Annotated in this window: 19 protein-coding genes and 1 other RNA gene; 16 read left to right on the plus strand and 4 right to left on the minus strand. The window is 70.0% G+C overall.

Features of this window, described 5'->3' with window-relative positions; genetic code table 11:
- Window positions 1-20: 20 nt before the first annotated feature.
- From Actob_RS07515 to Actob_RS07555, 9 genes are all read left to right on the plus strand, one after another.
- On the plus strand, window positions 21-872 hold the full coding sequence (locus tag Actob_RS07515; RefSeq protein ID WP_284919329.1) for a Nif3-like dinuclear metal center hexameric protein: 852 nt from the start codon (window positions 21-23) through the stop codon (window positions 870-872).
- The gene (locus tag Actob_RS07520) at window positions 869-1,603 is read left to right on the plus strand and encodes a zinc ribbon domain-containing protein (RefSeq protein ID WP_284919330.1); all 735 of its coding nucleotides are present in this window, start codon (window positions 869-871) and stop codon (window positions 1,601-1,603) included. Before Actob_RS07515 ends, Actob_RS07520 begins: the two co-directional genes overlap by 4 nt.
- The gene (locus Actob_RS07525; protein WP_284919331.1) at window positions 1,600-2,694 is read left to right on the plus strand and encodes a bifunctional RNase H/acid phosphatase; all 1,095 of its coding nucleotides are present in this window, start codon (window positions 1,600-1,602) and stop codon (window positions 2,692-2,694) included. The genes Actob_RS07520 and Actob_RS07525 overlap by 4 nt, the downstream gene beginning before the upstream one ends.
- A gap of 81 nt (window positions 2,695-2,775) precedes the next feature.
- Entirely contained in the window at window positions 2,776-4,056 is a 1,281-nt protein-coding gene (locus tag Actob_RS07530; protein WP_284919332.1) for a glycoside hydrolase family 18 protein, read from the plus strand.
- Window positions 4,057-4,202: 146 nt separating this feature from the next.
- Complete coding sequence (locus Actob_RS07535) at window positions 4,203-4,433, plus strand: DUF3311 domain-containing protein (protein WP_284919333.1); 231 nt, start codon at window positions 4,203-4,205, stop codon at window positions 4,431-4,433.
- Complete coding sequence (mctP, locus tag Actob_RS07540) at window positions 4,430-6,076, plus strand: monocarboxylate uptake permease MctP (protein ID WP_284919334.1); 1,647 nt, start codon at window positions 4,430-4,432, stop codon at window positions 6,074-6,076. The genes Actob_RS07535 and mctP overlap by 4 nt, the downstream gene beginning before the upstream one ends.
- Before the next feature lie 194 nt (window positions 6,077-6,270).
- Window positions 6,271-7,002 carry a hypothetical protein gene (locus tag Actob_RS07545; RefSeq protein WP_284919335.1) on the plus strand — a complete coding sequence of 244 codons (732 nt, stop codon included), beginning with the start codon at window positions 6,271-6,273 and terminating at the stop codon, window positions 7,000-7,002.
- 294 nt (window positions 7,003-7,296) lie between these two features.
- The gene (locus Actob_RS07550) at window positions 7,297-7,827 is read left to right on the plus strand and encodes a hypothetical protein (RefSeq protein WP_284919336.1); all 531 of its coding nucleotides are present in this window, start codon (window positions 7,297-7,299) and stop codon (window positions 7,825-7,827) included.
- Between the two features lie 265 nt (window positions 7,828-8,092).
- Window positions 8,093-10,063, plus strand: coding sequence for a PAS domain S-box protein (locus Actob_RS07555; RefSeq protein WP_284919337.1), 1,971 nt, complete (start codon window positions 8,093-8,095; stop codon window positions 10,061-10,063).
- Between the two features lie 23 nt (window positions 10,064-10,086).
- Here the strand turns inward: Actob_RS07555 and Actob_RS07560 are convergent, their stop codons facing one another.
- Together Actob_RS07560 and rnpB are read right to left on the minus strand one after the other, a co-directional pair.
- Window positions 10,087-12,540 carry a putative bifunctional diguanylate cyclase/phosphodiesterase gene (locus Actob_RS07560; protein WP_284919338.1) on the minus strand — a complete coding sequence of 818 codons (2,454 nt, stop codon included), beginning with the start codon at window positions 12,538-12,540 and terminating at the stop codon, window positions 10,087-10,089.
- A 67-nt stretch (window positions 12,541-12,607) separates the two neighbouring features.
- An RNA gene (rnpB, locus tag Actob_RS07565) (RNase P RNA component class A) lies at window positions 12,608-13,014 on the minus strand.
- Between the two features lie 140 nt (window positions 13,015-13,154).
- Between rnpB and Actob_RS07570 the strand changes: the two genes are divergently transcribed.
- Window positions 13,155-13,919: a sulfite exporter TauE/SafE family protein gene (locus tag Actob_RS07570; protein ID WP_284919339.1), complete on the plus strand. Its 765-nt coding sequence runs from the start codon at window positions 13,155-13,157 to the stop codon at window positions 13,917-13,919.
- 161 nt (window positions 13,920-14,080) lie between these two features.
- Here Actob_RS07570 and Actob_RS07575 read toward each other — a convergent pair whose 3' ends face one another.
- Window positions 14,081-14,458, minus strand: a complete 378-nt coding sequence (locus Actob_RS07575; protein WP_284919340.1) for a toll/interleukin-1 receptor domain-containing protein — start codon at window positions 14,456-14,458, stop codon at window positions 14,081-14,083.
- 204 nt (window positions 14,459-14,662) lie between these two features.
- Between Actob_RS07575 and Actob_RS07580 the strand changes: the two genes are divergently transcribed.
- Genes Actob_RS07580 through Actob_RS07595 form a run of 4 tightly spaced genes read left to right on the plus strand, consistent with a single transcriptional unit; the run spans window position 14,663 to window position 18,429 of the window.
- Window positions 14,663-15,721 (plus strand): type I glyceraldehyde-3-phosphate dehydrogenase, encoded by a 1,059-nt coding sequence (locus tag Actob_RS07580; RefSeq protein ID WP_284919341.1) that lies wholly within the window; start codon window positions 14,663-14,665, stop codon window positions 15,719-15,721.
- Between the two features lie 9 nt (window positions 15,722-15,730).
- Window positions 15,731-16,618 carry a serine/threonine dehydratase gene (locus Actob_RS07585; protein WP_284919342.1) on the plus strand — a complete coding sequence of 296 codons (888 nt, stop codon included), beginning with the start codon at window positions 15,731-15,733 and terminating at the stop codon, window positions 16,616-16,618.
- Window positions 16,619-16,649: 31 nt separating this feature from the next.
- Window positions 16,650-17,927 carry an ABC transporter permease gene (locus tag Actob_RS07590; RefSeq protein WP_284919343.1) on the plus strand — a complete coding sequence of 426 codons (1,278 nt, stop codon included), beginning with the start codon at window positions 16,650-16,652 and terminating at the stop codon, window positions 17,925-17,927.
- A 49-nt stretch (window positions 17,928-17,976) separates the two neighbouring features.
- The gene (locus tag Actob_RS07595; RefSeq protein ID WP_284919344.1) at window positions 17,977-18,429 is read left to right on the plus strand and encodes a M15 family metallopeptidase; all 453 of its coding nucleotides are present in this window, start codon (window positions 17,977-17,979) and stop codon (window positions 18,427-18,429) included.
- 1,208 nt (window positions 18,430-19,637) lie between these two features.
- On the opposite strand, the gene Actob_RS07600 is transcribed toward Actob_RS07595, so the two are convergent.
- A complete protein-coding gene (locus Actob_RS07600) occupies window positions 19,638-20,429 on the minus strand; it encodes a class I SAM-dependent methyltransferase (RefSeq protein ID WP_284919345.1) in 792 nt (263 codons plus the stop codon).
- Between the two features lie 102 nt (window positions 20,430-20,531).
- Between Actob_RS07600 and Actob_RS07605 the strand changes: the two genes are divergently transcribed.
- Both Actob_RS07605 and Actob_RS07610 read left to right on the plus strand, forming a co-directional pair.
- Window positions 20,532-21,557, plus strand: coding sequence for an aspartate-semialdehyde dehydrogenase (locus Actob_RS07605; protein WP_284919346.1), 1,026 nt, complete (start codon window positions 20,532-20,534; stop codon window positions 21,555-21,557).
- 239 nt (window positions 21,558-21,796) lie between these two features.
- The gene (locus Actob_RS07610) at window positions 21,797-22,003 is read left to right on the plus strand and encodes a hypothetical protein (protein ID WP_284919347.1); all 207 of its coding nucleotides are present in this window, start codon (window positions 21,797-21,799) and stop codon (window positions 22,001-22,003) included.
- The last annotated feature ends 6 nt before the right edge of the window (window positions 22,004-22,009 follow it).

Below are 22,009 nucleotides of genomic sequence, written 5' to 3' on the forward strand. Positions count from 1 at the left end.
CGGACCGGCGAGGTGACGCGGTGACCGGGCCGGTCGGGACCCCGGCCGTTCGTCAGGTGGTCGACGCCCTCGACGGGCGGTACCCCCGGCACTGGGCGGAGTCCTGGGACCGGGTCGGCCTGGTGCTCGGCGAGTTCGAGCACGCCGTCTCCCGCGTGCTGTGCGTGGTGGACTGCGTGCCGGAGACCGTCGACCAGGCCCTCGCCATCGGCGCCGACCTGATCGTCGCCCACCACCCCCTGCTGCTGAAACCGGTGTCGTCGCTCGCCCCGGACACGTTCAAGGGCCGGCTCGTCCATCGGCTGATCCGGGCCGAGGTGGCGCTCTACACCGCGCACACCAACGCCGACGTGGCGAACCCCGGTGTCTCCGACGCGCTCGCCGCCCGGCTCGGCCTCACCGGGCTGCGCCCGCTCGCGCCGGCCGAGGGCGCGGCCGCCGGCGAGGGCCGCGGCGTGGGCCGCATCGGTGACCTTCCCGAGCCGCTCACCCTGGCCGATCTGACCGCCCTGGCCGCCGACCGGCTGCCGGCCACCGCCGCCGGGGTGCGCGCCGCCGGCGACCCGGATCGGGTGATTCGTACGCTCGCCGTCTGCGGTGGCGCGGGCGACTCCTTCCTGGCCGGCGCGGCCCGTGCCGGAGTGGACGCGTATCTTTGCGCGGACCTGCGGCACCATCCGGTGAGCGAGCACCTCGCGAACGACGGCCCGGCGTTGCTCGACGCCGCCCATTGGGCCACCGAGCGTCCCTGGCTCGACGAGGTGGCGTCCTGGCTGCGTACCCAGTTCCCCGTCGAAGTGGTGGTGTCCGACCTGGACACGGACCCCTGGACCGTTCATGTCGCTTCTGTGTCGAAGGAGACCCACCCGTGAAGGCCGCCCCGGAAGCTCAGCGCCGCCTGCTCGACCTGCAGGCCGTCGACACCGCCCTGGCTCAGCTGGCACACCGCCGCAAGAGTCTGCCCGAGCTCGCCGAGATCGAGGCGGCGGCCCGGGAGATCTCCGCGCTGGAGGACGAGCGGGTCCGCGCCCAGGTCGCCGTCGACGACCTGGACCGGGACATCTCCCGGTTCGAGAAGGACATCGACCAGGTCCGGCAGCGCAAGGCGAAGGACCAGAAGCAGCTGGACGCGGGTGGTTCGCTGAAGCAGGTCGAGGGCTTGCAGCACGAGCTGGCCACGCTCAACCGGCGGCAGTCGGAGCTGGAGGACGCCGAGCTGGAGCTGATGGAGCAGCGGGAGACCGCGGTCGCGGCGCTGGCCGAGGTGCAGGAGCGGATCACCGCGGCGGTACGGCGGCGCGCCGACGCCGAGCGGCGGCGTGACGAGACGTCCGCCGAGATCGTCAAGGAGCAGGAGTTCAAGGCGGCTTCCCGCGGCCCGCTCGCCAACGACCTGCCGGCCGACCTGGTCACCCTGTACGACAAGATCCGCACTGAGACCGGGATGGGCGCGGCGCTGGTCTACGCCGGCCGCTGCGGCGCCTGCCGGATCGAGCTGTACGGCGCCGACCTCAACCGGGTGAAGTCCGCACCGGCCGACGAGGTGGTGCGCTGCGAGGAGTGCCGCCGGATCATGGTGCGGACGTCGGAGTCGGGCCTGTGAGCGGTGACCTGCGGGTTGTCGTCGAGGCGGACGGCGGCTCCCGGGGCAACCCCGGTCCGGCCGGGTACGGCGCCGTGGTGAAGGACGCGGCCACCGGCGAGGTGCTGCTGGAGCGGTTCGCCGCCCTCGGCACCACCACCAACAACGTCGCGGAGTACTCCGGCCTGATCGCCGGTCTGCGGGCCGCCGCCGAGCTGAACGCCACCCGGGTCGAGGTCCGGATGGACTCCAAGCTGGTGGTCGAGCAGATGTCCGGCCGCTGGCAGATCAAGAACCCGGGTCTGCGCCCGCTCGCCGCCGAGGCGGCCGGCCTGGTCGCCACGTTCGAGTCGGTCACTTTCGGCTGGATCCCACGGGAGCGCAACAAGGACGCCGACGCCCTGGCCAACCGGGCGATGGACGGCGAGACCGAGTCCGCGCCGCAGCGGCCGGAGGCGCCGGCGGCCAAATCCTGGGCCCCGCCGTCGCTGGAGAACGCCACCCGGCTGATCCTGGTCCGGCACGGCGCCACGGCGATGACCGCGCAGGGCCGGTACTCCGGTCGCGGCGACGTGCCGCTCACCGACGAGGGCGAGGCGCAGGCGATGGCCGCGGCCGGCCGGGTGGCCGGGCTGTCCCGGGACGTCGGCGCGGTGCTGACCTCGCCGCTGGCCCGTTGCGTACGGACCGCCGAGCTGATCGCCGCCGAGGTGGGCGGGATGCCGGTGACCGTGCTGGACGACCTGATCGAGTGCGACTTCGGGCTCTGGGAGGGCAAGACCTTCGCCGAGGTGCAGGAGGGCTGGCCGCGGGAGATGGCGGCCTGGCTGGAGTCGACGAGCGTGGCGCCGCCGCGGGGCGAGTCGTTCCAGGCGGTGGCCAAGCGGGTGCGCGGCGCGATGGCGAAGATCGTGCAGGCGTACCCCGGACAGGTCGTCGTGGTGGTCTCGCACGTGTCGCCGATCAAGCTGATCCTCCGCGACGCCCTGGCGGCCGGTGACGCGTTCCTGCACCGGCTGTTCCTGGACGCGGCGGGCGTATCCACCATGGACATCTGGCCGGACGGGAACATCGCGGTGCGGTCCGTGAACGAGACAGCCCATCTTCGATAGAAGGCATTGACCCTCCCAGGTCGAAACGTTTAGTTTCCTCGATCAGGAAACGTTCTTAACCGTTTCGCTCCTGGGGGGCTCATGAAGGGTTTCACCCGCAGTCTCGTCGCGGTCACCGCGGCCGTCACCGCCGTCGTGGCCGGCGCGCCCGCACCCGCCTCCGCTTCTCGTGATTACGTGAAAGTCGGATACTTCACCCAGTGGGGCATCTACGGCCGCGACTTCCAGCTGGCCAAGGTGCAGAACTCGGGCGCCGCAGCCCGTCTCACCCACCTCAACTACGCGTTCGGCCCGGTGACCGCGGAGGGCGTCTGCGCCTCCGCCGACCCGTGGGCCGACTGGCAGACCCCGTTCTCCGACGCGAACAGTGTGGACGGCGTCGGTGACGTGGCGGGCCAGCCGATCGCCGGCAACCTCAACCAGCTCGCCGAGCTCAAGAAGAAGAACCCGAGGCTGCGGGTGCTGATCTCGCTGGGCGGCTGGAGCGGCTCGGCGTACTTCTCGGACGCGGCGCTCACCGACGCCTCCCGCAAGAAGCTGGTGTCGTCCTGTGTCGACCTCTGGATCAAGGGCAACCTGCCCGGCCTGACCGAGGGCGTGGCGGCCGGCATCTTCGACGGCGTCGATCTGGACTGGGAGTGGCCCGGGTCGGCGGGTAACGCCGGCAATGTGATCCGGCCCGAGGACAAGCAGAACTTCACCCTGCTGGCCGCGGAGTTCCGGGCCCAGCTGGACCGGCTCGGCAAGAGCAACCGCAGGCACTACGACCTGACCGCGTTCCTGCCGGCCGCCCCGGCCAAGATCGATGCCGGCTTCGAGGCCGCCAAGATCTTCAAGTACCTGGACTTCGGCACCCTGCAGGGCTACGACTACCACGGCACCTGGGAGGCACGGACCAACCAGCAGTCGGCGCTGCGGGTGCCGGCCGGCGCGCCGGACAACCCGGACTTCTCCGTGGCGAACACGGTGGACGCCTGGCTGGCCGGCGGCGCGCCGAAGCGCAAGCTGGTGGTCGGCCTGCCGTACTACGGGCAGGGCTGGACCGGGGTCACCGGCACCGGCAACGGGCTGTTCCAGCCGGCCGCGGGCCCGGCGCCGGGCGTCTTCGCCGCCGGCACCGAGGACTACAAGACCCTCAAGAAACTGCCGGCACAGGGCTACGCCGTGCATCGGGACCTGCGGGCCGGTCACGCCTGGCTCTTCGACGGCAACACCTTCTGGACGTACGACGATCCGGCCGTACTGCTGCAGAAGACTCTCTACATCCGCAGCCGTGGTCTCGGTGGCGCGATGATGTGGTCGCTCGACGGTGACGACGAGAACGCCACGCTCACCAAGACCGTGGCGGTGGGCCTCTTCTGAGGGCCCGCGTTCCGGGCAATGAGACGGTGTGCCGTTCGGCGCACCGCCTCGCCCGTTCGGCGCACTTTGATCGCCAATGCTCCGGGTGCCTCGTTAGCGTGACGAGAGCTACACGCACTGTCTCGCTACATTGAGGGAGGTGGATCATGGCGGAGCCGAAGTCCCCACCACCACGTACCGATAGCAGTCCCTGGAACTGGTTGCTGCTGGTGCCGATCGTGGTGCCGCTGCTGACCCCGTTGTACAACCACGTCGAGCCGAGGCTCGCCGGATTCCCGCTCTTCTACTGGCTGCAGCTCGCCCTCATCCTGCTCGGCGTCGGTACCACCACGCTGGTCTACCAGATGACCAAGCGGAAGCGGGTGGACCGGCCATGAGCGACCACATCACCGAGATCGTCGTCTTCACGGTCCTGTTCCTGCTCGTCAGCGGCATGGGCTTCGTGGCAGCCAAGTGGCGCGCCCCGCAGGACATGGCGCACCTCGACGAGTGGGGGCTGGGCGGGCGCAGCTTCGGCGGCTGGATCACCTGGTTCCTGGTCGGCGGTGACCTGTACACGGCGTACACGTTCGTCGCCGTCCCGGCGCTGATGTTCGGCGCCGGCGCCGCCGGGTTCTTCGCGGTGCCCTACACCGTGGTGATCTACCCGCTCTTCTTCCTGGTGCTGATCCGGCTCTGGTCGGTGTCGCACCGGCACGGCTTCGTCACGCCTGCCGACTTCGTCCGCACCAGGTACGACTCGCCGACCCTGGCGCTGCTGATCGCCATCACCGGGATCGTGGCCACCATGCCGTACATCGCGTTGCAACTGGTCGGCATCGAGGCGGTGCTCAAGACGATGGGCGTGACCGGGGACAGCCCGCTCGCCCGGCACGCGCCGATCATCATCGCGTTCGCCATCCTGGCGGCGTACACGTACCAGTCCGGGCTGCGGGCGCCGGCGCTCATCGCGTTCGTCAAGGACACCCTGGTCTACATCGTGATCGCGGTGGCGGTCATCTACCTGCCGTACAAGCTGGGTGGCTGGGGTGCGATCTTCGACGCGGCGGACGCGAAGTTCACCGCCTCTCCGGCGCCCGGCGACGGGATCATCCTGAACGCCAACAACCAGGTGCAGTACTTCACCCTGGCGCTCGGCTCGGCGCTCGCGCTGTTCCTCTACCCGCACAGCATCACCGGGGTGCTGGCCAGCCGGAACCGGGGCGTGATCAAGCGGAACATGTCGGCGCTGCCGGCGTACAGCTTCCTGCTCGGCCTGATCGCGCTGCTCGGCTTCATGGCCATCGCGGCCGGGGTGAAGCCGTTGCCCGGTGCCAAGGCCGGCAGCGTGGACAGCAACACTGTGGTGCCGCTGCTGTTCGACATGAAGTTCCCGGCCTGGTTCGCCGGCGTCGCGTTCGCCGCGATCGGGATCGGCGCCCTGGTGCCGGCCGCGATCATGTCGATCGCCGCCGCCAACCTGTTCACCCGCAACATCTACAAGGAGTACCTGAAGCGGGATGCCACCCCGGCCCAGGAGGCGAGTGTCGCCAAGATCACCTCGCTGGTGGTGAAGATCGGGGCGGTCGCGTTCATCGTCTTCCTGGACCCGCAGTTCTCCATCGACCTGCAGCTGATCGGCGGCGTGATCATCCTGCAGACCGGGCCGTCGGTGGTCCTCGGCCTGTACGGCCGGTGGCTGCACCGGGGCGCGTTGATCGCCGGCTGGGCGGCCGGCATGCTGCTGGCGTTCTGGATGCTCTGGCAGATCCCGAACGCGGCCACCAAACGCGCGCACTTCGGCGGGTCGGCGTTCCCGCTCTCCGAGTTCGGCCTCGACTCCTCGAAGACGATCTACGTGGGCTTCGTGGCGGTGCTGGTGAACCTGGCGGTCGCGGTGCTGGCCACCTGGTGGCTGCGGGTGATGAAGGTGGCTCCGGGCGTGGACGGCACGACGCCCGACGACTACTTCGCCGACGAGGGGGACCCGCGGATCGAGCGGGAGAAGGCCGCCGCTGTCGACACCGTCTCCTCCACCTGATCTGGTCCGTTTCTGAGCACGCGCGCCGCGTCCCGCCGCCGGGGCGCGGCGCGCGTGCTCAGGGCGTACCCACATCGGTTTTGGATTTATTGCGGACCTTGCGGTCCGTTGCGAACCTTGCCCCTATTCGACCGACTCTCCGGTAGCGTCTGGCCTGTTCATCCGAAGGTTCTTCGCGTCGAGGGGGACATGCGATGCCGGCGCAGATGACGCTGACGCAGCAGTTCGCCGCCGAATACGCCAAGGGCGCGGTGCCGGGCATGCTGAAGGCGATCCGGACCATCAAACGCGCCAACAACGGGATCCTGGCCGGCGCGCTCGCCGCCAGCTACCTGCACCAGGGGCACTACCTGGTGAGCCTCGGCGCCGGGCTGTTCTCCTGGATAGTGCCGGCCGTTTTTGATCTGGCCATGCTCTCCATGCTCACGATCAGCCAGACCGCCGGGATGGCCCAGGACGCGCGCCGGGCCGCGCTCAAGGTCCTCGTGCTGGTGGTCAGCATCTCCGCGGCGGTGAACTTCGCGGCGCCCGGACCGCTCGGTCTGCGGGTCATCTTCGCCCTGGTGGTCGGCCTGGTCGCGGGCGTCGAATGGGTGGCCGCCAAGATCCGGCCGGACTTCGCGGCGATCGAGGCCCGCGAGGTCGAGGCGACCGCCGACGTGCGCCCGGCGCGGCGCCTCGACCCGGAGGTGGCCCGGCAGCGGGCGGCGAAGGCGGCGGTCACCCGTCGCGCGAACCAGGCGGCCAAGGCCGCTGAGGACGCCGCCCGGTCGCGGGGGGCCAAGGCCGTCGAAAGGGCTCGTGTACGCGCGGCGAAGGACGTGCTGGAGCAGGTGGAGCTGGAGGAGTTCTTCGCGCAGCCGGCCTATCCGCAGGCGGCCCATCCCCATCCCGAGGTGACCCAGCAGGTCCGGGTCCGACGGTGATCCCGAGCCGCTCCAGCGCCGTCCGCCGGACGCGCCAGGTGACCCAGTCGTGGCACCCGTCCCGCCGGAGTTCGCCGTCGCGGAACGGGATCCAGTCGATGCCCCAGCCGCGCAGTCAAACCGTGACGGGGTCGCGGTAGTCGTCGTGGCGTCGTTCGTAGCGGTGGGAGAGCACGATCACCCACGCGGACGTATCCATGAGCACAGGTTAACGGTGATCGGTTCAAAGGTGGTCGACCTGCTTCGGTGATCGAGGCCGGCTCGGTGGCCCGACCGTGCTGAGGAGGTGTCAGAGTGGCTGGATCGTCTCGGCCGGCGGCGTTGGTGATCGTGCTGCTGCTCGCCGGCTGTGCCACGAAGGAGGATGACGGCGGTGCCGCTGGTCTGGCCAAGGGCGCGAGCTGGGAGGAACAGCGTCAGGCCGCCCGGGCGGTGTTGGCCCGCTACGACGCGAGCCTGGCCGGGGCGCGGGCTCCCGGGGCCGGCCCGTCCGCCGCGAACTCCGCTGTGGTGAGTTCCGGCTTGTCCATCGACTCCGCCACCCTGGACGCCCGGGGTACCCGCATGACGGTCTCCTTCATCGGATCGCCGGAGCCGGCGACGCAACCGTGCGGCATCGACTACGCGGCCGAGCCGATCGAGTCGGACCGGGCCGCGACGGTCATCGTGCTGGAGCAGCCGAACGGTGGTGGCAGCGGCACGTGCGCCCTGATCGGCGCGTCCCGTACAGCGGTGCTGAACCTGGCGAGGCCGCTGGGCGATCGAGCGGTCCTGGACATCCAAGGCGAACCGGTGCCGGTCACCCGGACCGCCGGCACGAAGTGAGCGCTGGGCGACGCGGCTGAGCGGCTCCGACTCCGGGCGTCTTCAGGGCACCGCGAGATCGTCCGGGATGCGCCGATGATTGCCCGATGGGTGCCCATGAGACCGGCCGGTCCGATGAGGTCGGGGCGGCGGGTACTCGGTGGCACGCCGATGCCGATGAGGCTTCGGTCTACTGGCTTGACGTCCTCAAGGTGGCCAAGGCGCCGGCGATCGGTCTGACCTGCGGCTCGCTCAGGTTGCCGGATGGTTGTCCGAACGGAAGGGCATGCCGGACCAGATTTTTCTCATGGGCAATCTGGTGATCATGGTGGCCTACGCGGCGATCACGGTGGCGATCGTAGTTCCGGTCGCTCGAGCGGGACAGCTACGCACCAACAGGCTTGCCACCGCCACCGCGTTGATCTTCTTCAGTTGCGCGGTCGGTCACGGACTGCACGCGGTGATGGCGTACCGCACCGTCATGCAGGTTCCGGCCACTCACCAGATGCACATGGAGGCTGCCGGGTGGACCTGGACCTCGGCGATGTGGGACCTTTTCACCGCCGCGATGGGCGTCTACTACTGGACGCTACGCCGGGCCTATGGAGTTCTGCTCGGTAAAGGCGCGATTTATGTGGACCCGTGGGGTCAGTACCGGCTGGACGAAGCCGACGCCCGTGAACGCGCCGCCCGCGATGTCGCCGAGGCTCATCGGGCCACCCTGGCGACCGTGGTCGAGCACACCGACGACGCGGTTGTCGGCGTTACCCCGGAGGGCATCATCACGGCGTGGAACGGCGGGGCGGAACGCCTGTTCGGATACCCGGCTGAGGAAGTCCTCGGCCGGCCCGCCACGATGCTGGCCGATGAGACCGGCTCGGGCGAGCAAGCGGACGTCCTCGCCCGGATCCGGCACGGCGAGCGCGGCATGGCCTACGAGACGCGGCGGCTGCGCAAGGACGGGACTCTCGTCGACGTCGCGCTGACGATGGCACCGATCCACGATCAGGCAGGTACGGTCATCGGTGCTTCTGCCGTCGCGCGGGACATCACCGCGGCGAAGGAGGCCGCCGAACGCGGGCGCGCCATCCAGGAGCGCAGCAACCAGGCACAGCGCATGGAGAGCCTCGGCAAGCTGGCCGGCGGTGTCGCTCACGACTTCAACAACATCCTGGCGATCATCGCCAACTACACCGAGTTCGTGGCGGAGGAGACCGCTGACCGGCCGGAGGTGCAAGCCGACCTGACCCAGGTACGTACGGCGGTGGAGCGGGCGACCAACCTGACCCGGCAGCTGCTGACGTTCACCCGTGCGGAGGCCATCCAGCCGCAGGACGTCGACCTCAACGCGGCGGTCACCGAAGTGCAGATGATGTTGGAGCGCACCATCGGCGAGCACATCGACCTGATCGCGGTGCCCTCGCCGCAGCCGCTGATCGTGCACGCCGATCCGGGTCAGCTTCAGCAGGTGTTGTTGAACCTGGCGCTCAACGCCCGTGACGCCATGCCCGAGGGCGGCGCCCTCGTTCTGGAGGCCAATACCGCCACGCTGGACGGCGAGGAGGTCAACATGCAACCGCCCCTGCCCGCCGGCACCTACGCCCGCCTGCTGGTCAGCGACACTGGCGAGGGCATGTCGCCGGAAACCGCCAAGCGGATCTTCGAGCCGTTCTACACCACCAAGCCTCAGGGTCGAGGCACCGGATTGGGCCTGGCCACCGTCTACGGCATCGTGACCGAATGCGGAGGCAGCATCAACGTGTACTCCGAGCTGGGCACAGGCACAACCTTCCGGGTCTACCTTCCGTTGGCGAAGGCGGTAACCGACACGACGGCGATCCCGCCGGCGCACCGTACGGCACCGCCGCGCGGCGACGGCAGCACCGTGCTGGTGGTCGAGGACGAGCCCGCTCTCGCCCGCGTGGTCACCCGCATCCTCAGCAGGGCCGGATACCATGTGCTCACCGCTGCCGACGCCGGCGAAGCGCTGGACCTGTACGAGCAGCATGGCTGCGACGCCCTGCTCACTGACGTGATCATGCCGGGCGTCTCCGGGCGACGTCTGGCCGAGTCGCTGCACGAACGTCAGCCGGATCTTCCCGTGCTCTACATGTCCGGCTACAGCAACGGACTTCTCGGCACCACCCACATCCTCGACGAGGACATCGCCTTCCTCGAGAAACCCTTCACGGCCGCTGATCTGCTCCACAGGCTGGCGGCGACACGCGAAAGTAGCTCTTCACCACTCGGATCATGACAAGGAGTCAGGCCGACGGGGTGTCACGCCGCGCCGAGAACTGTCGAAGCGGTGAAGGCGGCTAGTTCGGCGGCAGGCATGGGCCGGGCGTAGTGGTAGCCCTGGCCCCGGTCGCAGCCGATGCGGTGCAGCAACTCTCCCTGGACAGCCGTTTCGATGCCTTCGGCGACCGTTGTCAGGTCCAGGCTACGGGCAAGGTCGATCACCGCGCGGACGAGGGCGAGTTGGCGGATGTCGTGTTCGTCGGCGGGCATCAGCGATCGGTCGATCTTCAGCGTGTCGATCGGCAGGACGCGCAGGTAGGCCAGGGAGGAGTAGCCGGTGCCGAAGTCGTCGACGGCGATCCGGATGCCGTCGGCGCGCAGGGTCTGCAGGTGGGCGAGGGCTTGGGCGCTGTGGTGGCCGGCACTGACCAGGATGCCCTCGGTGATCTCCAGGGTGAGCGCGGTCGGTGGCAGGCCGCTGTCGGTGAGCGCGGCGCGAACCTTCGTGGTGAACTCGTCGTCGGCGAGCTGCCGCGGGGATACGTTGACGGTCAGCGTGACGCCGTTCGCCCGGTGCCAGGGTGCGGCGTCGGCGCAGGCGCGGCGCAGCACCCATTCGCCGAGGGCGATGATCAGGCCGCTGTCCTCGGCGGCCGGGATGAACCTGTCCGGGCCGATCGGCGGTTCACCGGGGGGCAGCCAGCGAGCCAGCGCTTCCACGGCGACCGTCGTACCCGTGTCGAGCTCGACAATGGGCTGGAAGTGCACGGTCAGTTCGCCGGCGTTCAGGGCGTGGCGTAGCCGCTCCACGATGCGAATGCGTTCGGTCTGCCGGGTGCGGAACGCCGGGTCGTACTGGCTGACACAGTCCTTGCCCGCGGCCTTGGCCGCATACAGCGCGAGGTCGGCGTCACCGAGCCGGTGCACCACGTCAGCGGCTGCGTCGGGCAGCCGTACGCCGATGCTGGCGGTGATGTGCAACATGTGCTCGCCCACCGGTATCGGCGCGCGCAGCAGATGGAGCAGGCTGTTGGCGCGGCTTACGGCGTCGGGCGAATCGGCGGCGGGCACCAGGAGAACGAATTCGTCGCCGCCGGTGCGGGCGAGCAACTCGCCCGGAGCGAGAGTGGCTTGTAGGCGCTGCGCGATCGCGAGCAGCAACTGGTCACCGATGGTGTGTCCCAGCCGGTCGTTGACGTCCTGAAAGTCGTCGAGGTCCAGCAGTAGCACAGCCCGCGGAGTGGGTGAGGCGAGATGTTGTTCGAGCCGGCGCCGGTTCGGCAATCCGGTCAAAGCGTCGTGGTCGGCCAGGTGCCGCAGCGAGCGTTGTAGCTGTTGCTGTTCGGCCAGCGCCTCGGTGAGCGAGGTGGCATGCCGGTGCAGTTGCCGCTGGGCGATGGTCATGCGAACGACCAGCAGCACGGCGATCGCCGCGGTCGCCGAGAGCGGGACGATGAAGTCGTAGCCGTTGAGCTGACCTTCTCGTTCGTCCTGTACCAGGGCGTAGCAGGTCGCCGCGGGGCCGATCAGGACGAGCACGCCGTGCAGCAGCACGGTACGCCAGCTACCCATCTCCCCGGCGGCGGTGCGGGAGCCGACGGTGGGCTCCGGCCCCGCCGCAGCGAATGCTGGAAGCGTGAACGCGACGAGCCACGCCATGACGCTGGGCGCGGGGCCGGACCACGCGCCGCCCAACGTCACCGACAGGAAGTACGCGACGTCCGCGGCCGCCAGGAGAACGGCCATCACCAGCAAGGCGATGTGTGTCCGGGTGAGCCGTCGCTGCGCGACGAGCAGCCGAACGGCCATGGCGATCAGCAGCACGTCCAATACCGGGTAGCAGACCGCCCCGGCATCCCCGGGCATCCGACCCTCGTCGATCAGATACGGGTCGTACAGCAGGATCCAGGCCAGAATCGCTCCGGTGCAGGCCACGATGCCGGCCTCGGCCCAGCCGGTCCAGCGCGAACTGCCCGGCGGCCGTTCGGGCAGCATCGCCAACGCCGCCGCGAGCAGGGGATACATCGCGAAGTACAGCACGTCGACGACAGAGAACCGAGGCGCTCCCGGCAGACCCAACCCGTATTGGATGCCCCAGATGGTGTTGGCCAGCGCTCCGCACCCGAGGCCGGCAGCCAGCAGCAACCAGGCCGGCTGGTGTGCCCGCCGGTGCCGGTGCCGGCGCGCGGCGACGACGATGACGGTGGCCGAGCCGAACCCGGTCAGCGCGTACATCAACTCCTGCAACGCCGAGCTCAGCGACGGCGCAACGGCAACAACCGCCACCATGACCACGACCGTGAGCACCGCCAGCGAGGGCCTGATCCGCGGTTGCCCGATGGAACCCCGCGTCATCCGGGCCACGCTGAACACCGCCAGCCACGCACCGTATCCACTCCGTTTCCGCGACCACCGATCACCGCCGGTGTCATCGGCAGAAATCCGAGCTGAATGAGCGAATCTGCCATGAACGCCGCGGCCGGGGCGCCGCATGGCGGACGGGGCCGAACTCGCGCCGGGCCTGGCCGGCGCCGCCCCGACGATCGTGGCCTCGAGGCGGCGGACGAGCCGGCCTGTACGCCGGATTCTGTGGCCGGGACCTCGCGGTCCGCGGTGGCGGCCATCCATCTCGGCCTGCCGTTGCCGACAGGCTCATGCAGCCTACCCGCAGGCTCGGGCGAGCAGCCCTCGAACGCCTGCGCCGGCCGGGGCCTCGCGGTCCCGGCCTTGCTTGGCCTTGCTCCGGGTGGGGTTTACCTAGCCGCCCCGGTCACCCGGGGCGCTGGTGAGCTCTTACCTCACCGTTTCACCCTTACCGGCCGGTGCTGGCACCGGCCGGCGGTCTGTTTTCTGTGGCACTGTCCCGCGGGTCGCCCCGGGTTGCCGTTAACAACCACCCTGCTCTGCGGAGTCCGGACGTTCCTCGGCGATGCCCGCGGGCACCGACGCGGCCGCCCAGCCGACTCGTCCGTCGCGTCGCCATAGTACGTCCCGGCCGGTCACCGGCAGTGCACCCGGTCCGGTTTCCGATCTCGGAAGCCGGCGCGGGCGTGATCTCGTGAGAAGGCGGGGCCGAGGCCGGGTGAGGACGTAGATTCGCTCGCATCATGGATCTGTCGCACATCTTGTTGCTGGGCATCGCCGGTGTCGCGGCCGGAGCGGTGAACGCGATCGCCGGGGGCGGTTCGCTGATCACGTTTCCGAGCCTGATCGCGACCGGGCTGCCCTCGGTGGCCGCCAACGTCACCAACTCGGTCTCGGTGTTCCCGGGGTACGTGTCGAGCGTCGCCGGAAGCCGGGCGGACCTCGCCGGGCAGGGGCGGCGGGTGCGGGCGGTGCTGCCCGCCGCGGCGCTCGGGACGCTGGCCGGATGTGTGCTGCTGCTGTCCACGCCGGGGCGGGTGTTCGAGGTGGTCGTGCCGTTCCTGGTGCTGGGTGCGGCGGCGACGCTGGCCTTCCAGGAGCGGCTGCGCGGGCTGGTGGGGCATCCGCGGGCCATGTCGGCGCGACGGGCCGCGGTCACGGTGCAGGCCGTGGTGTTCGTCGGGGCGGTGTACGGCGGGTACTTCGGTGCGGCGCTGGGGGTGATGTACGTGGCGGCGCTGGCACTGGTGCTGGACGAGCCGCTGAAGCGGATCAACGCGCTGAAGAACGTGCTGTCGGCGACGGTGGGGCTGGTCACCCTGCTGGTGTTCGCGCTCTTCGCGGATGTGCGCTGGGATGCGGTGGCGGTGCTGGCACCGGCCACCGTCGTCGGCGGCTACGCGGGGGCCCGGCTGGCCCGGCGGCTGCCGGGCAAGGTGCTCAAGTGGGTGATCGTGACGTTCGGGACGGCGATCGGGCTGCTCTTGCTCTACCGCGCCTTCGCCTGACGGCGGGTGCGGGCCGCGAGAGGCCCCGGCACCGTATTTCTCCCGCGGCGAGGGCGAGTTTCGGCGATTCATGCACACTGGGATCAGAGTCGGAAACTGGTTCACCCTTCCCAAATATGATCTTGATACCCCAATCGGACGTAAGTCAAACACGCCCGCAATCACGGCGTACGCGAAAAAGGGTTTCGCGGGCCGCCGACAGCGACCATCAAGACCTCCAGTGCCTCCTCTTCGTCCAGGTCATAGAGGCTTTTCCAGTTCGTGGCGCGGAGCGCGGCGGGCGGCGATCCGGAATCGAGGAGCAGTGCCACCAGGCCGGGCGCCAGGGGCACCTCGGCCCAGTCCGAATCGGACGCTCGATGCTCCCGGGAGACCAAAATGACCACCAGATCCGGTCCGGATAGCGCAGCGCCTATCCGATCGGCGAAGTCGACCCCGGCCGGCTGCATTTCCACCACATGCCCCGCTGCCTGCAGGGATCGGTTGATCCACTGTGCCCACGGTGCGTCCGAGGTGGCGTAGGAGAGGAGTATGGGCACGTCTCCAGCATGCCGTAACGTGCTCCACATTGTTGCCGGGGCTTTGATGGTCATCATTCGGCTGTGTGACATCGTCTTCCGTTGACGTGCAACTTGCACAACTCATAGTGTCGGAGCCGTGACGCCGAGTGGACTCTTCTGTGAAACAGAGGTGTTCTGGGCGGACGGGGAAGGCATAACAGCAGCGGAGTCGAGGAGCGCTCGATGACTGTCGCGATCGGGATCAACGGCCTCGGGCGGATCGGTCGCAGCTTGACCCGAATCGTGGCGTCGACCCCGAATCCGGGTATCTCGATCGCCGCGGTGAACGACATCGCGTCCACCGAGAAGCTGGCGTACGGCCTGCGCCGGGACAGCATCCGGGGCGCGTTCCCGGGCACTGTCACCGCGCGCGGCGACTATCTCGTGGTCAACGATCACGCGATCCGCGCCTATCACCACGAACGCCCGGAACGCATCCCGTGGGCCGAGCAGGGGGTGGAGGTGGTGATCGAGGCGACCGGCCGGTTCCGGGCCGGCACCGCGGCACGCACCCACATCACCCACGGCGGCGCCCGCAAGGTGGTGATCAGCGCCTCGGCCGACGATCCGGACGCCTTCCTGGTCGTCGGCGCCAATCACCTCAGCTACGACCCGGCCGTGCACAACGTGGTCTCGCCGGCCTCCTGCGGGGTGAACGCGCTGACCGTGATGGCCAAGGTGCTGCTCGACCGATTCGGGCTGCACTCGGTGAACACCTCGGTGATGCTGGCCACCCAGGGCTGGCAGCGGGTGCAGGACTCGCTGATCGGCACCTCGCGGGACGATCCGCGGCTGGGCCGGGCCACCGGGGAGAGCATCATCCCGCACAACCACGTGGTCGGTGACCTGGTCCGGGTGGCGCTGCCGGAGATCGGCGAGATGCGGTACAGCTACTACTGCGTGCCCACGCCGGTCGGCTCGCTGGCCGAGCTCTCCGGGCAGACCGGGCGGCCGGTGACGGTCGAGGAGGTCAACCGGGCGATGGCCGAGGCGGCGGCCGGGCCGCTGCGGGGCATCCTGGCGTACGACCCGGACCCGACCGTCTCCATCGACGTCAAGAACAATCCGGCCTCGTGCCTCTTCGACCCGTCCGGCACCCAGGCGACAGCGGACGGCGGGGTGAAGGTGCGCGGCTGGTTCGACAACGAGTGGGGCTTCTCGAACCGATTACTCGACCTGGCGCGGCTGATCGGGGAGCGCTTACCCGTCCCGTCCGGCCAGGTGAGCTGGAGCGTCGCCTAGATTCGACCCGTGATCAACCTTGCGGACGTGGAAGCCGCCGCCCGGCGGATCGAGGGCCGGATCCGGCGGACCCCGCTGATCGAGGCGGAGCCGGGCCGGCTCTTCAAGCTGGAGTACCTGCAGCACGCGGGGTCGTTCAAGACCCGCGGCATGATGAACAAGATCCTCAGCAGCGAGGTACCCGAGGCCGGCATCGTGGCGGCCTCCGGTGGCAACGCCGGGCTGGCGGCTGCCTACGCGGCGCGCCGGCTGAACGTGCCCGCCGAGGTGTTCGTGCCGGTCACCGCGCCGGCCGTGAAGGTGGCGAAACTCGGCAAGCTGGGCGCCCGGGTCGTCCAGGTCGGCAACGAGTACGCCGAGGCCTACGCCGCCGCGCGGGAGCGGACCGAGGCGCTGTTCTGCCACGCCTACGACGATCCGGCCATGGTCGCCGGAAACGGCACGCTGGGCCTGGAGATCGCCGGGCAGGCGGACACGGTGCTCGTCGCGGTCGGCGGCGGCGGCCTGATCGGCGGCGTCATCGCGGCTCTGCGCGGCACCGCCAAGATCGTTGCCGTCGAGCCGGTCACCTCCAGCGCGCTGCACGCGGCCCTGCGACACGGCGCTCCCGTCGACGTCCCGGTGTCCGGTGTCGCCGCCGACTCCCTCGGCGCCCGCCGGGCCGGCGACATCGCCTTCGAACTCGCCACCGACGCCGGCATCGAGTCGGTGCTGGTCGACGACGACGCCATCGTCGACGCCCGGCAGCGCCTCTGGGACGACCAGCGCATCGTCGTCGAGCACGGCACCGCCGCCGCCTATGCCGCGCTCACCTCCGGCGCCTACCGCCCCGCGCCGGGCGAGCGGGTGATCACCCTGCTCTGCGGGGCGAACACCAACCCGGCCGATTTGGCCTGATTCCACCCCGCCGGAATGGCACGCTCGTGAGGTGATCGAGGAGAACGAGATCCAGCCGGGCCGTCAGTTCCGGCGCTTCGCGCTCGCGGTCTGCGCCATCGGGATGGTCATCCAGCTCGCCCTGACCGCGTACTACCTGGGCATGGGGCATCGGGCCGCACCGCACCACCTGCCGGTCGGCCTGGTCGCCAGTGCCGAGCAGCGCGCCGAGGTGATCGGCGTGCTCACCGCCGGCGACCGGTTCGAGGTGGCCGACTATCCGGCGGCCGAGGCGCTGACCACCGCGATCAGGCGCCGCGAGGTGTACGGCGGCGCCGACCTCACCGGCGACACCCCGCACCTCTACGTGGCGGGCGCCGCCGGACCGGCCGCCGCCAGCCTGCTGCGGTCCACCTACACCTCGATGCTGCAGCAACGGACCGCCGCCCAGGTCACCCGGCTCGCCCAGACCGCGAGCCGGGTGGGCATCGTCACCGTCCAGTCCCTGACCGCCCCGCCGCTGGTCACCGACGTGGTCCCGCTGCCCGCCGACGACGTCAACGGGGTGTCGCTCGGCTTCCTCACCCAGGCGCTGTCCCTCGGCGGCACTGTCGCGTCGATGGGGCTGGGCCGGCTCATCCCGCGCACCCGGCGCAGCTGGCGCCGCGGTGTCGCGCACCTGTCCACGCTGATCCTCTACGCCGTCGGCTCGGCCGTGGCGGTGCTGTGGTCGATGAGCTGGTTCGGCATCGGCAGCCACGCCGACCGGTGGGAGATGCTCGGCATCTTCTCGCTGATCTCGCTGGCCGTGACCGGATCGACGGCCGGCGCGGTGGCGGTGATCGGCCCGCCCGGCGCGGCGGTCGGCGCGTTCTACTTCATGATCGGCACGGTCATCTCCGGGGCCAGCATCCTGCCCGAGTTCCTGCCCACCTTCGGCCGGGTGCTCGGCGAGAACCTGCCCACCGGCGCCGGCGTGCAGGCGGTCCGCGACAACCTGTACTTCCCGGACGCGCCGGTCGGCCCGCACCTGGGTGTGCTCGCCGCCTACGCGATCGTCGGCTCGCTGCTGGTGCTGGTCACCAACGTGCTGCCGAACCGGAAGAACAGCACGTCGGAGATCGATCTCGACCTGACCGTGCGGCTGGAAGGGCCACCGGCTGAGGAAAAATCGCGGAGCGACTCAGTTTTCCGTGGCCACGCCGAACCAGTAGAACGTGGGAATCGAGGGAGTGAACTCGCGCATCGCCGACATCCAGAGCCGGATCCTGGCGTTGCAGACTCAGCAGGCGACCACGGCGACCGCGACCCGGACCTCGGGATCCGCTAGCAACACCAGCACCAGCGCCAGCACGTTCGCCAGCCACCTGAGGGGCGCCATGGCCGCTCAGGGAACCTCGGCGGCGGACCAGGCCTACAAACTCAACGGCAAGGGCATTCCGGAGGATCTCGCCGCGTACGGGAACGGCCGGATCCCGGCGGAGGCCCTCGAACAGGTCGGCGGCACCCGGCACAAGCTCTGGGCCCCGGCCGCCGAGAAACTCACCCAGCTGATCGCCGACGCCAAGGCCGACGGCGTCAAGATCGGCATCACGGACTCGTACCGTCCGTACACCGAACAGGTCGACCTGGCCCGCCGCAAGGGCCTCTACTCACAGGGCGGCCTGGCCGCCAAGCCCGGCACCAGCGAACACGGCTGGGGCATGGCCACCGACCTGGACCTCAACCCGGAAGCGCTCGCCTGGATGCGCAAGAACGGCGGCCGTTACGGCTTCGTCGAGAACGTGCGCCGCGAATCCTGGCACTGGGCCTTCCGCCCGAACGCGCTCTGATCGGCCAGGGACCACACCGGGGGGAAATGCGGGACCGCGACGATGCGTCGCGGTCCCGCTCCGCTTGCGGGAGATGCTTTCCGGTACGGCGGGGGCGGCGCCCGGCCGGCCGCTCGCGCACCGGCGACAGCCCGTGCAACCGGCCGCACTGGTCACACGGCGTACTGGTCACGCGGCGTACTGGTCACGCGGCGTACTGGTCACACCGCGCGCACTGGTCACACCGCGCGCACTGGTCACACCGCGCGCACTGGTCACACCGCGCGCACTGGTCACACCGCGCGCACTGGTCACACCGCGCGCACTGGTCACACCGCGCGCACTGGTCACACCGCGCGCACTGGTCACACCGCGCGCACCGGTCACACCGCGCGCACCGGTCACACCGCGCGCACCGGTCACGTCGCGCGCACTGGCCACAGGGTGCGGACCGGTCACGGCCCGCGCACCGGCCACATTCCGTGCAGCCGCGACAGCCCGCCCACCCTGGGGGTGGGCCCCCGGAAGCAGTGTGGCGCAAGCGCGGTGGCGCCGCGAGCCAGGCTGTGGATAACCATCGGCGGGCGCGTTTCCGTTGAAGTGACCCACGGGCTGCGGGCCACCGTCGGTGCCGGCGCCCTACCCCGGGCCCGAACAGCACCGTCAGGGCCAGCTGGGGTTGTTGGGCTGGTGTTCGTGGTGGTGTGCGGGGCTCGGATGGCACCGTCAGGGCCAGCTGGGGTTGTTGGGCTGGTGTTCGTGGTGGTGTGCGGGGCTCGGATGGCACCGTCAGGGCCAGCTGGGGTTGTTGGGCTGGTACTCACGGTGGTGTGCGGGGCTCGGAGAGCACCGTCAGGGCCAGCTGGGGTTGTTGGGCTGGTACTCACGGTGGTGTGCGGGGCTCGGATGGCACCGTCAGGGCCAGCTGGGGTTGTTGGGCTGGTACTCACGGTGGTGTCCCGGGCCCGGAGAGGACCACCAGGACCAGCCGAGGTCATCGGTCGGCCGGCGGGCGGGACCGTGACCAGCAACTCCATGGCCCGGCAAGCAAACCCCGACCACCCGTAGACCACGACCGGCGACCGGGCGGTTCCCCGGCCGCCGAGACGGCGTTCCGGGACGAGGCGGACGTGGTCAGAGCGACCTCGCTGCCGGACCCGGCGATCTCCCGCACAGCAAACGCACCTGCCAGCGACTGTGGAAACGGTGCGGAGCCGCCCGCCGTGGGGTCAGGCGCGGCAGAGGATCTCGCCGTGCGGGATGGTGAACCAGCCGTCCGGCGACTCCGACCACTCGCGCCAGGCGGCGGACAGGCGCTCGAGGTCGGCCCGCGTCGCGGCGCCGGTGCGCAGCGCCGTGGTGGCCATCTCCGACTTCAGGATGCGGTCGGCCCACATGCCGCCCCACCATCGCCGGTCGGCGTCGTCGGCGAAGCCCCAGACACTCGCGGTGGCCGTCACGTCGGTGAATCCGGCGGCGCGGGCCCAGGACAGCATCCGGCGGCCGGCGTCCGGCTCGCCGCCGTTGCCGCGAGCGATCCGCTGGTACAGCGCCAGCCACTCGTCCAGCTCCGGGATCAGCGGGAACCAGGTGAAGCCGGCGTAGTCGCTGTCGCGCGCGGCCACCACGCCGCCGGACCGGGTCACCCGGCGCATCTCGCGCAGCGCGGCGACCGGGTCGGTGACGTGTTGCAGCACCTGATGGGCGTGCACCACGTCGAAGCTGTCGTCCGGGAAGTCGAGGGCGTGCACGTCGCCGACCGCGAAGTCGACGTTGGCCAGGCCGCGCCGCGCGATCTCGGCACGTGCCACGTCCAGCGCGGCGTCGGTCTGCTCCAGGGCGGTGACCCGTGTGACGTGCGTCGCCAGGTCGGCGGTGATGGTGCCGGGGCCGCATCCGACGTCCAGCAGGGTGAATCCGGAGGAAAGATGCGGCAGCAGGTATGCCGCCGAATTCTCTGCGGTGCGCCAGCGGTGTGAGCGCAAGACCGACTCGTGGTGCCCGTGGGTGTACGTCGCCATGCCCTCGAAGCTAGTCCCGTTGTCCTCTAATGTGAGACAACAATCCCACATATTGAACAAGGCGATTTCTTGGTACGCAGTTCAGGCCGTATTTTGGTCGCCATGAGGATCGGTATCGTCGGCGCGACGGGGCAGGTCGGTGGCGTCATGCGCCGCATCCTGGCCGAGCGCGCGTTCCCTGTCAGCGAGCTTCGGCTCTTCGCTTCCGCGCGCTCCGCGGGCCGCACTCTGCCGTGGGGTGACGGTGAGGTGACCGTCGAGGACGCGGCGACCGCTGACTACAGCGGCCTGGACATCGTGCTGTTCTCGGCCGGCAAGGGCGGCTCGAAGGACTACGCGCCGCGCGTCGCCGAGGCCGGCGCCGTGGTCGTCGACAACTCGTCGGCCTGGCGGATGGACCCGGACGTCCCGCTCGTCGTGGCCGAGGTCAACCCGGACGCGGCCAGGGTGCGCCCGAGGGGCATCATCGCCAACCCGAACTGCACGACGATGGCCGCGATGCCGGTGCTCCGGCCGCTGCACGACGAGGCCGGGCTGGTCTCGTTCATCGCCACCACCTATCAGGCCGTCGGCGGCGCCGGGCTGGCCGGCGCGGCCGAGCTCGACGAGCAGGTCAAGAAGGTCGCCGACCGGGCCCTCGAGCTGGTCCACGACGGGTCCGCGGTGGATTTCCCGGAGACCAAGGTCTTCCCCAAGCCGATCGCGTTCAACGTGATCCCGCAGGCCGGCTCGTTCGTCGACGACGGCAGCTTCGAGACCGACGAGGAGCAGAAGCTCCGCAACGAGAGCCGGAAGATCCTCGGGCTGCCCGAGCTGCTGGTCTCCGGGACCTGCGTGCGGGTGCCGGTGTTCACCGGCCACTCGATCCAGGTGAACGCCCGGTTCTCCCGGCCGCTCTCCGTCGAGCGGGCCCGCGAGCTGCTGGCGTCCGCGCCCGGTGTGGAGCTGTCCGACGTGCCGACGCCGCTGGAGGCGGCCGGCCGGGACCCGTCCTACGTGGGCCGCTTCCGGCTGGACTCGACGGCGGAGAACGGCCTGTCGTTCTTCATCTCCAACGACAACCTGCGCAAGGGTGCCGCGCTCAACGCCGTGCAGATCGCCGAGCTGGTCGCCGCCGAACTGGGCTGATCCGTCCTACGAGCCGCCCCCGCCGCGAGTCCGCGGCGGGGGCGGCTTTGTGTTCCCAGGCTTCCGTGGCGCTCGATGAGGTCTCTGTGGTGTGAATGCGAGCGGGAAGCCGGGCGAATGCGCCGGGTGGCTCGTTCCGATGGGGTATGACGGTCAATCCACTCGGCTCCACAATGGAAATCTTGGGCATTTTGCCCGAATCGGTAGCGCATGGTCGTTTTTAGTTGCACAGTGATGGAATGAACGACAGTGGGCTCGGCGGGGCGGGCTACTTCTGGTGCCTCCGACACCATCGGGTCGAGATCGGCGACGACGTGTGTCCCGCCCAATTCCGGCTCGGCCCGTTCGCCACGGCTGACGAAGCGACGCGGGCCCTCGAAACGGTCGAGAAGCGCAATGCCGAGTGGGATGCCGAGGACGCTCGCTGGACCGGAGAGAGCAGCTAGACCGTC

Origin of the sequence: Actinoplanes oblitus (genome assembly GCF_030252345.1) — a bacterium.
Lineage (GTDB): Bacteria > Actinomycetota > Actinomycetes > Mycobacteriales > Micromonosporaceae > Actinoplanes > Actinoplanes oblitus.

What these genes read in the sequence shown, in the direction of transcription:
- Actob_RS07530 (WP_284919332.1), top strand. Translation starts at nt 2,776, where the DNA reads ATGAAGGGTTTCACCCGCAGTCTCGTCGCGGTCACCGCGGCCGTCACC.
- Actob_RS07535 (WP_284919333.1), top strand. Translation starts at nt 4,203, where the DNA reads ATGGCGGAGCCGAAGTCCCCACCACCACGTACCGATAGCAGTCCCTGG.
- mctP (WP_284919334.1), top strand. Translation starts at nt 4,430, where the DNA reads ATGAGCGACCACATCACCGAGATCGTCGTCTTCACGGTCCTGTTCCTG.
- Actob_RS07545 (WP_284919335.1), top strand. Translation starts at nt 6,271, where the DNA reads ATGCCGGCGCAGATGACGCTGACGCAGCAGTTCGCCGCCGAATACGCC.
- Actob_RS07555 (WP_284919337.1), top strand. Translation starts at nt 8,093, where the DNA reads ATGCCGGACCAGATTTTTCTCATGGGCAATCTGGTGATCATGGTGGCC.
- Actob_RS07560 (WP_284919338.1), bottom strand. Translation starts at nt 12,540, where the DNA reads ATGCGGCGCCCCGGCCGCGGCGTTCATGGCAGATTCGCTCATTCAGCT.
- Actob_RS07570 (WP_284919339.1), top strand. Translation starts at nt 13,155, where the DNA reads ATGGATCTGTCGCACATCTTGTTGCTGGGCATCGCCGGTGTCGCGGCC.
- Actob_RS07580 (WP_284919341.1), top strand. Translation starts at nt 14,663, where the DNA reads ATGACTGTCGCGATCGGGATCAACGGCCTCGGGCGGATCGGTCGCAGC.
- Actob_RS07595 (WP_284919344.1), top strand. Translation starts at nt 17,977, where the DNA reads ATGGCCGCTCAGGGAACCTCGGCGGCGGACCAGGCCTACAAACTCAAC.
- Actob_RS07600 (WP_284919345.1), bottom strand. Translation starts at nt 20,429, where the DNA reads ATGGCGACGTACACCCACGGGCACCACGAGTCGGTCTTGCGCTCACAC.
- Actob_RS07605 (WP_284919346.1), top strand. Translation starts at nt 20,532, where the DNA reads ATGAGGATCGGTATCGTCGGCGCGACGGGGCAGGTCGGTGGCGTCATG.
- Actob_RS07610 (WP_284919347.1), top strand. Translation starts at nt 21,797, where the DNA reads ATGAACGACAGTGGGCTCGGCGGGGCGGGCTACTTCTGGTGCCTCCGA.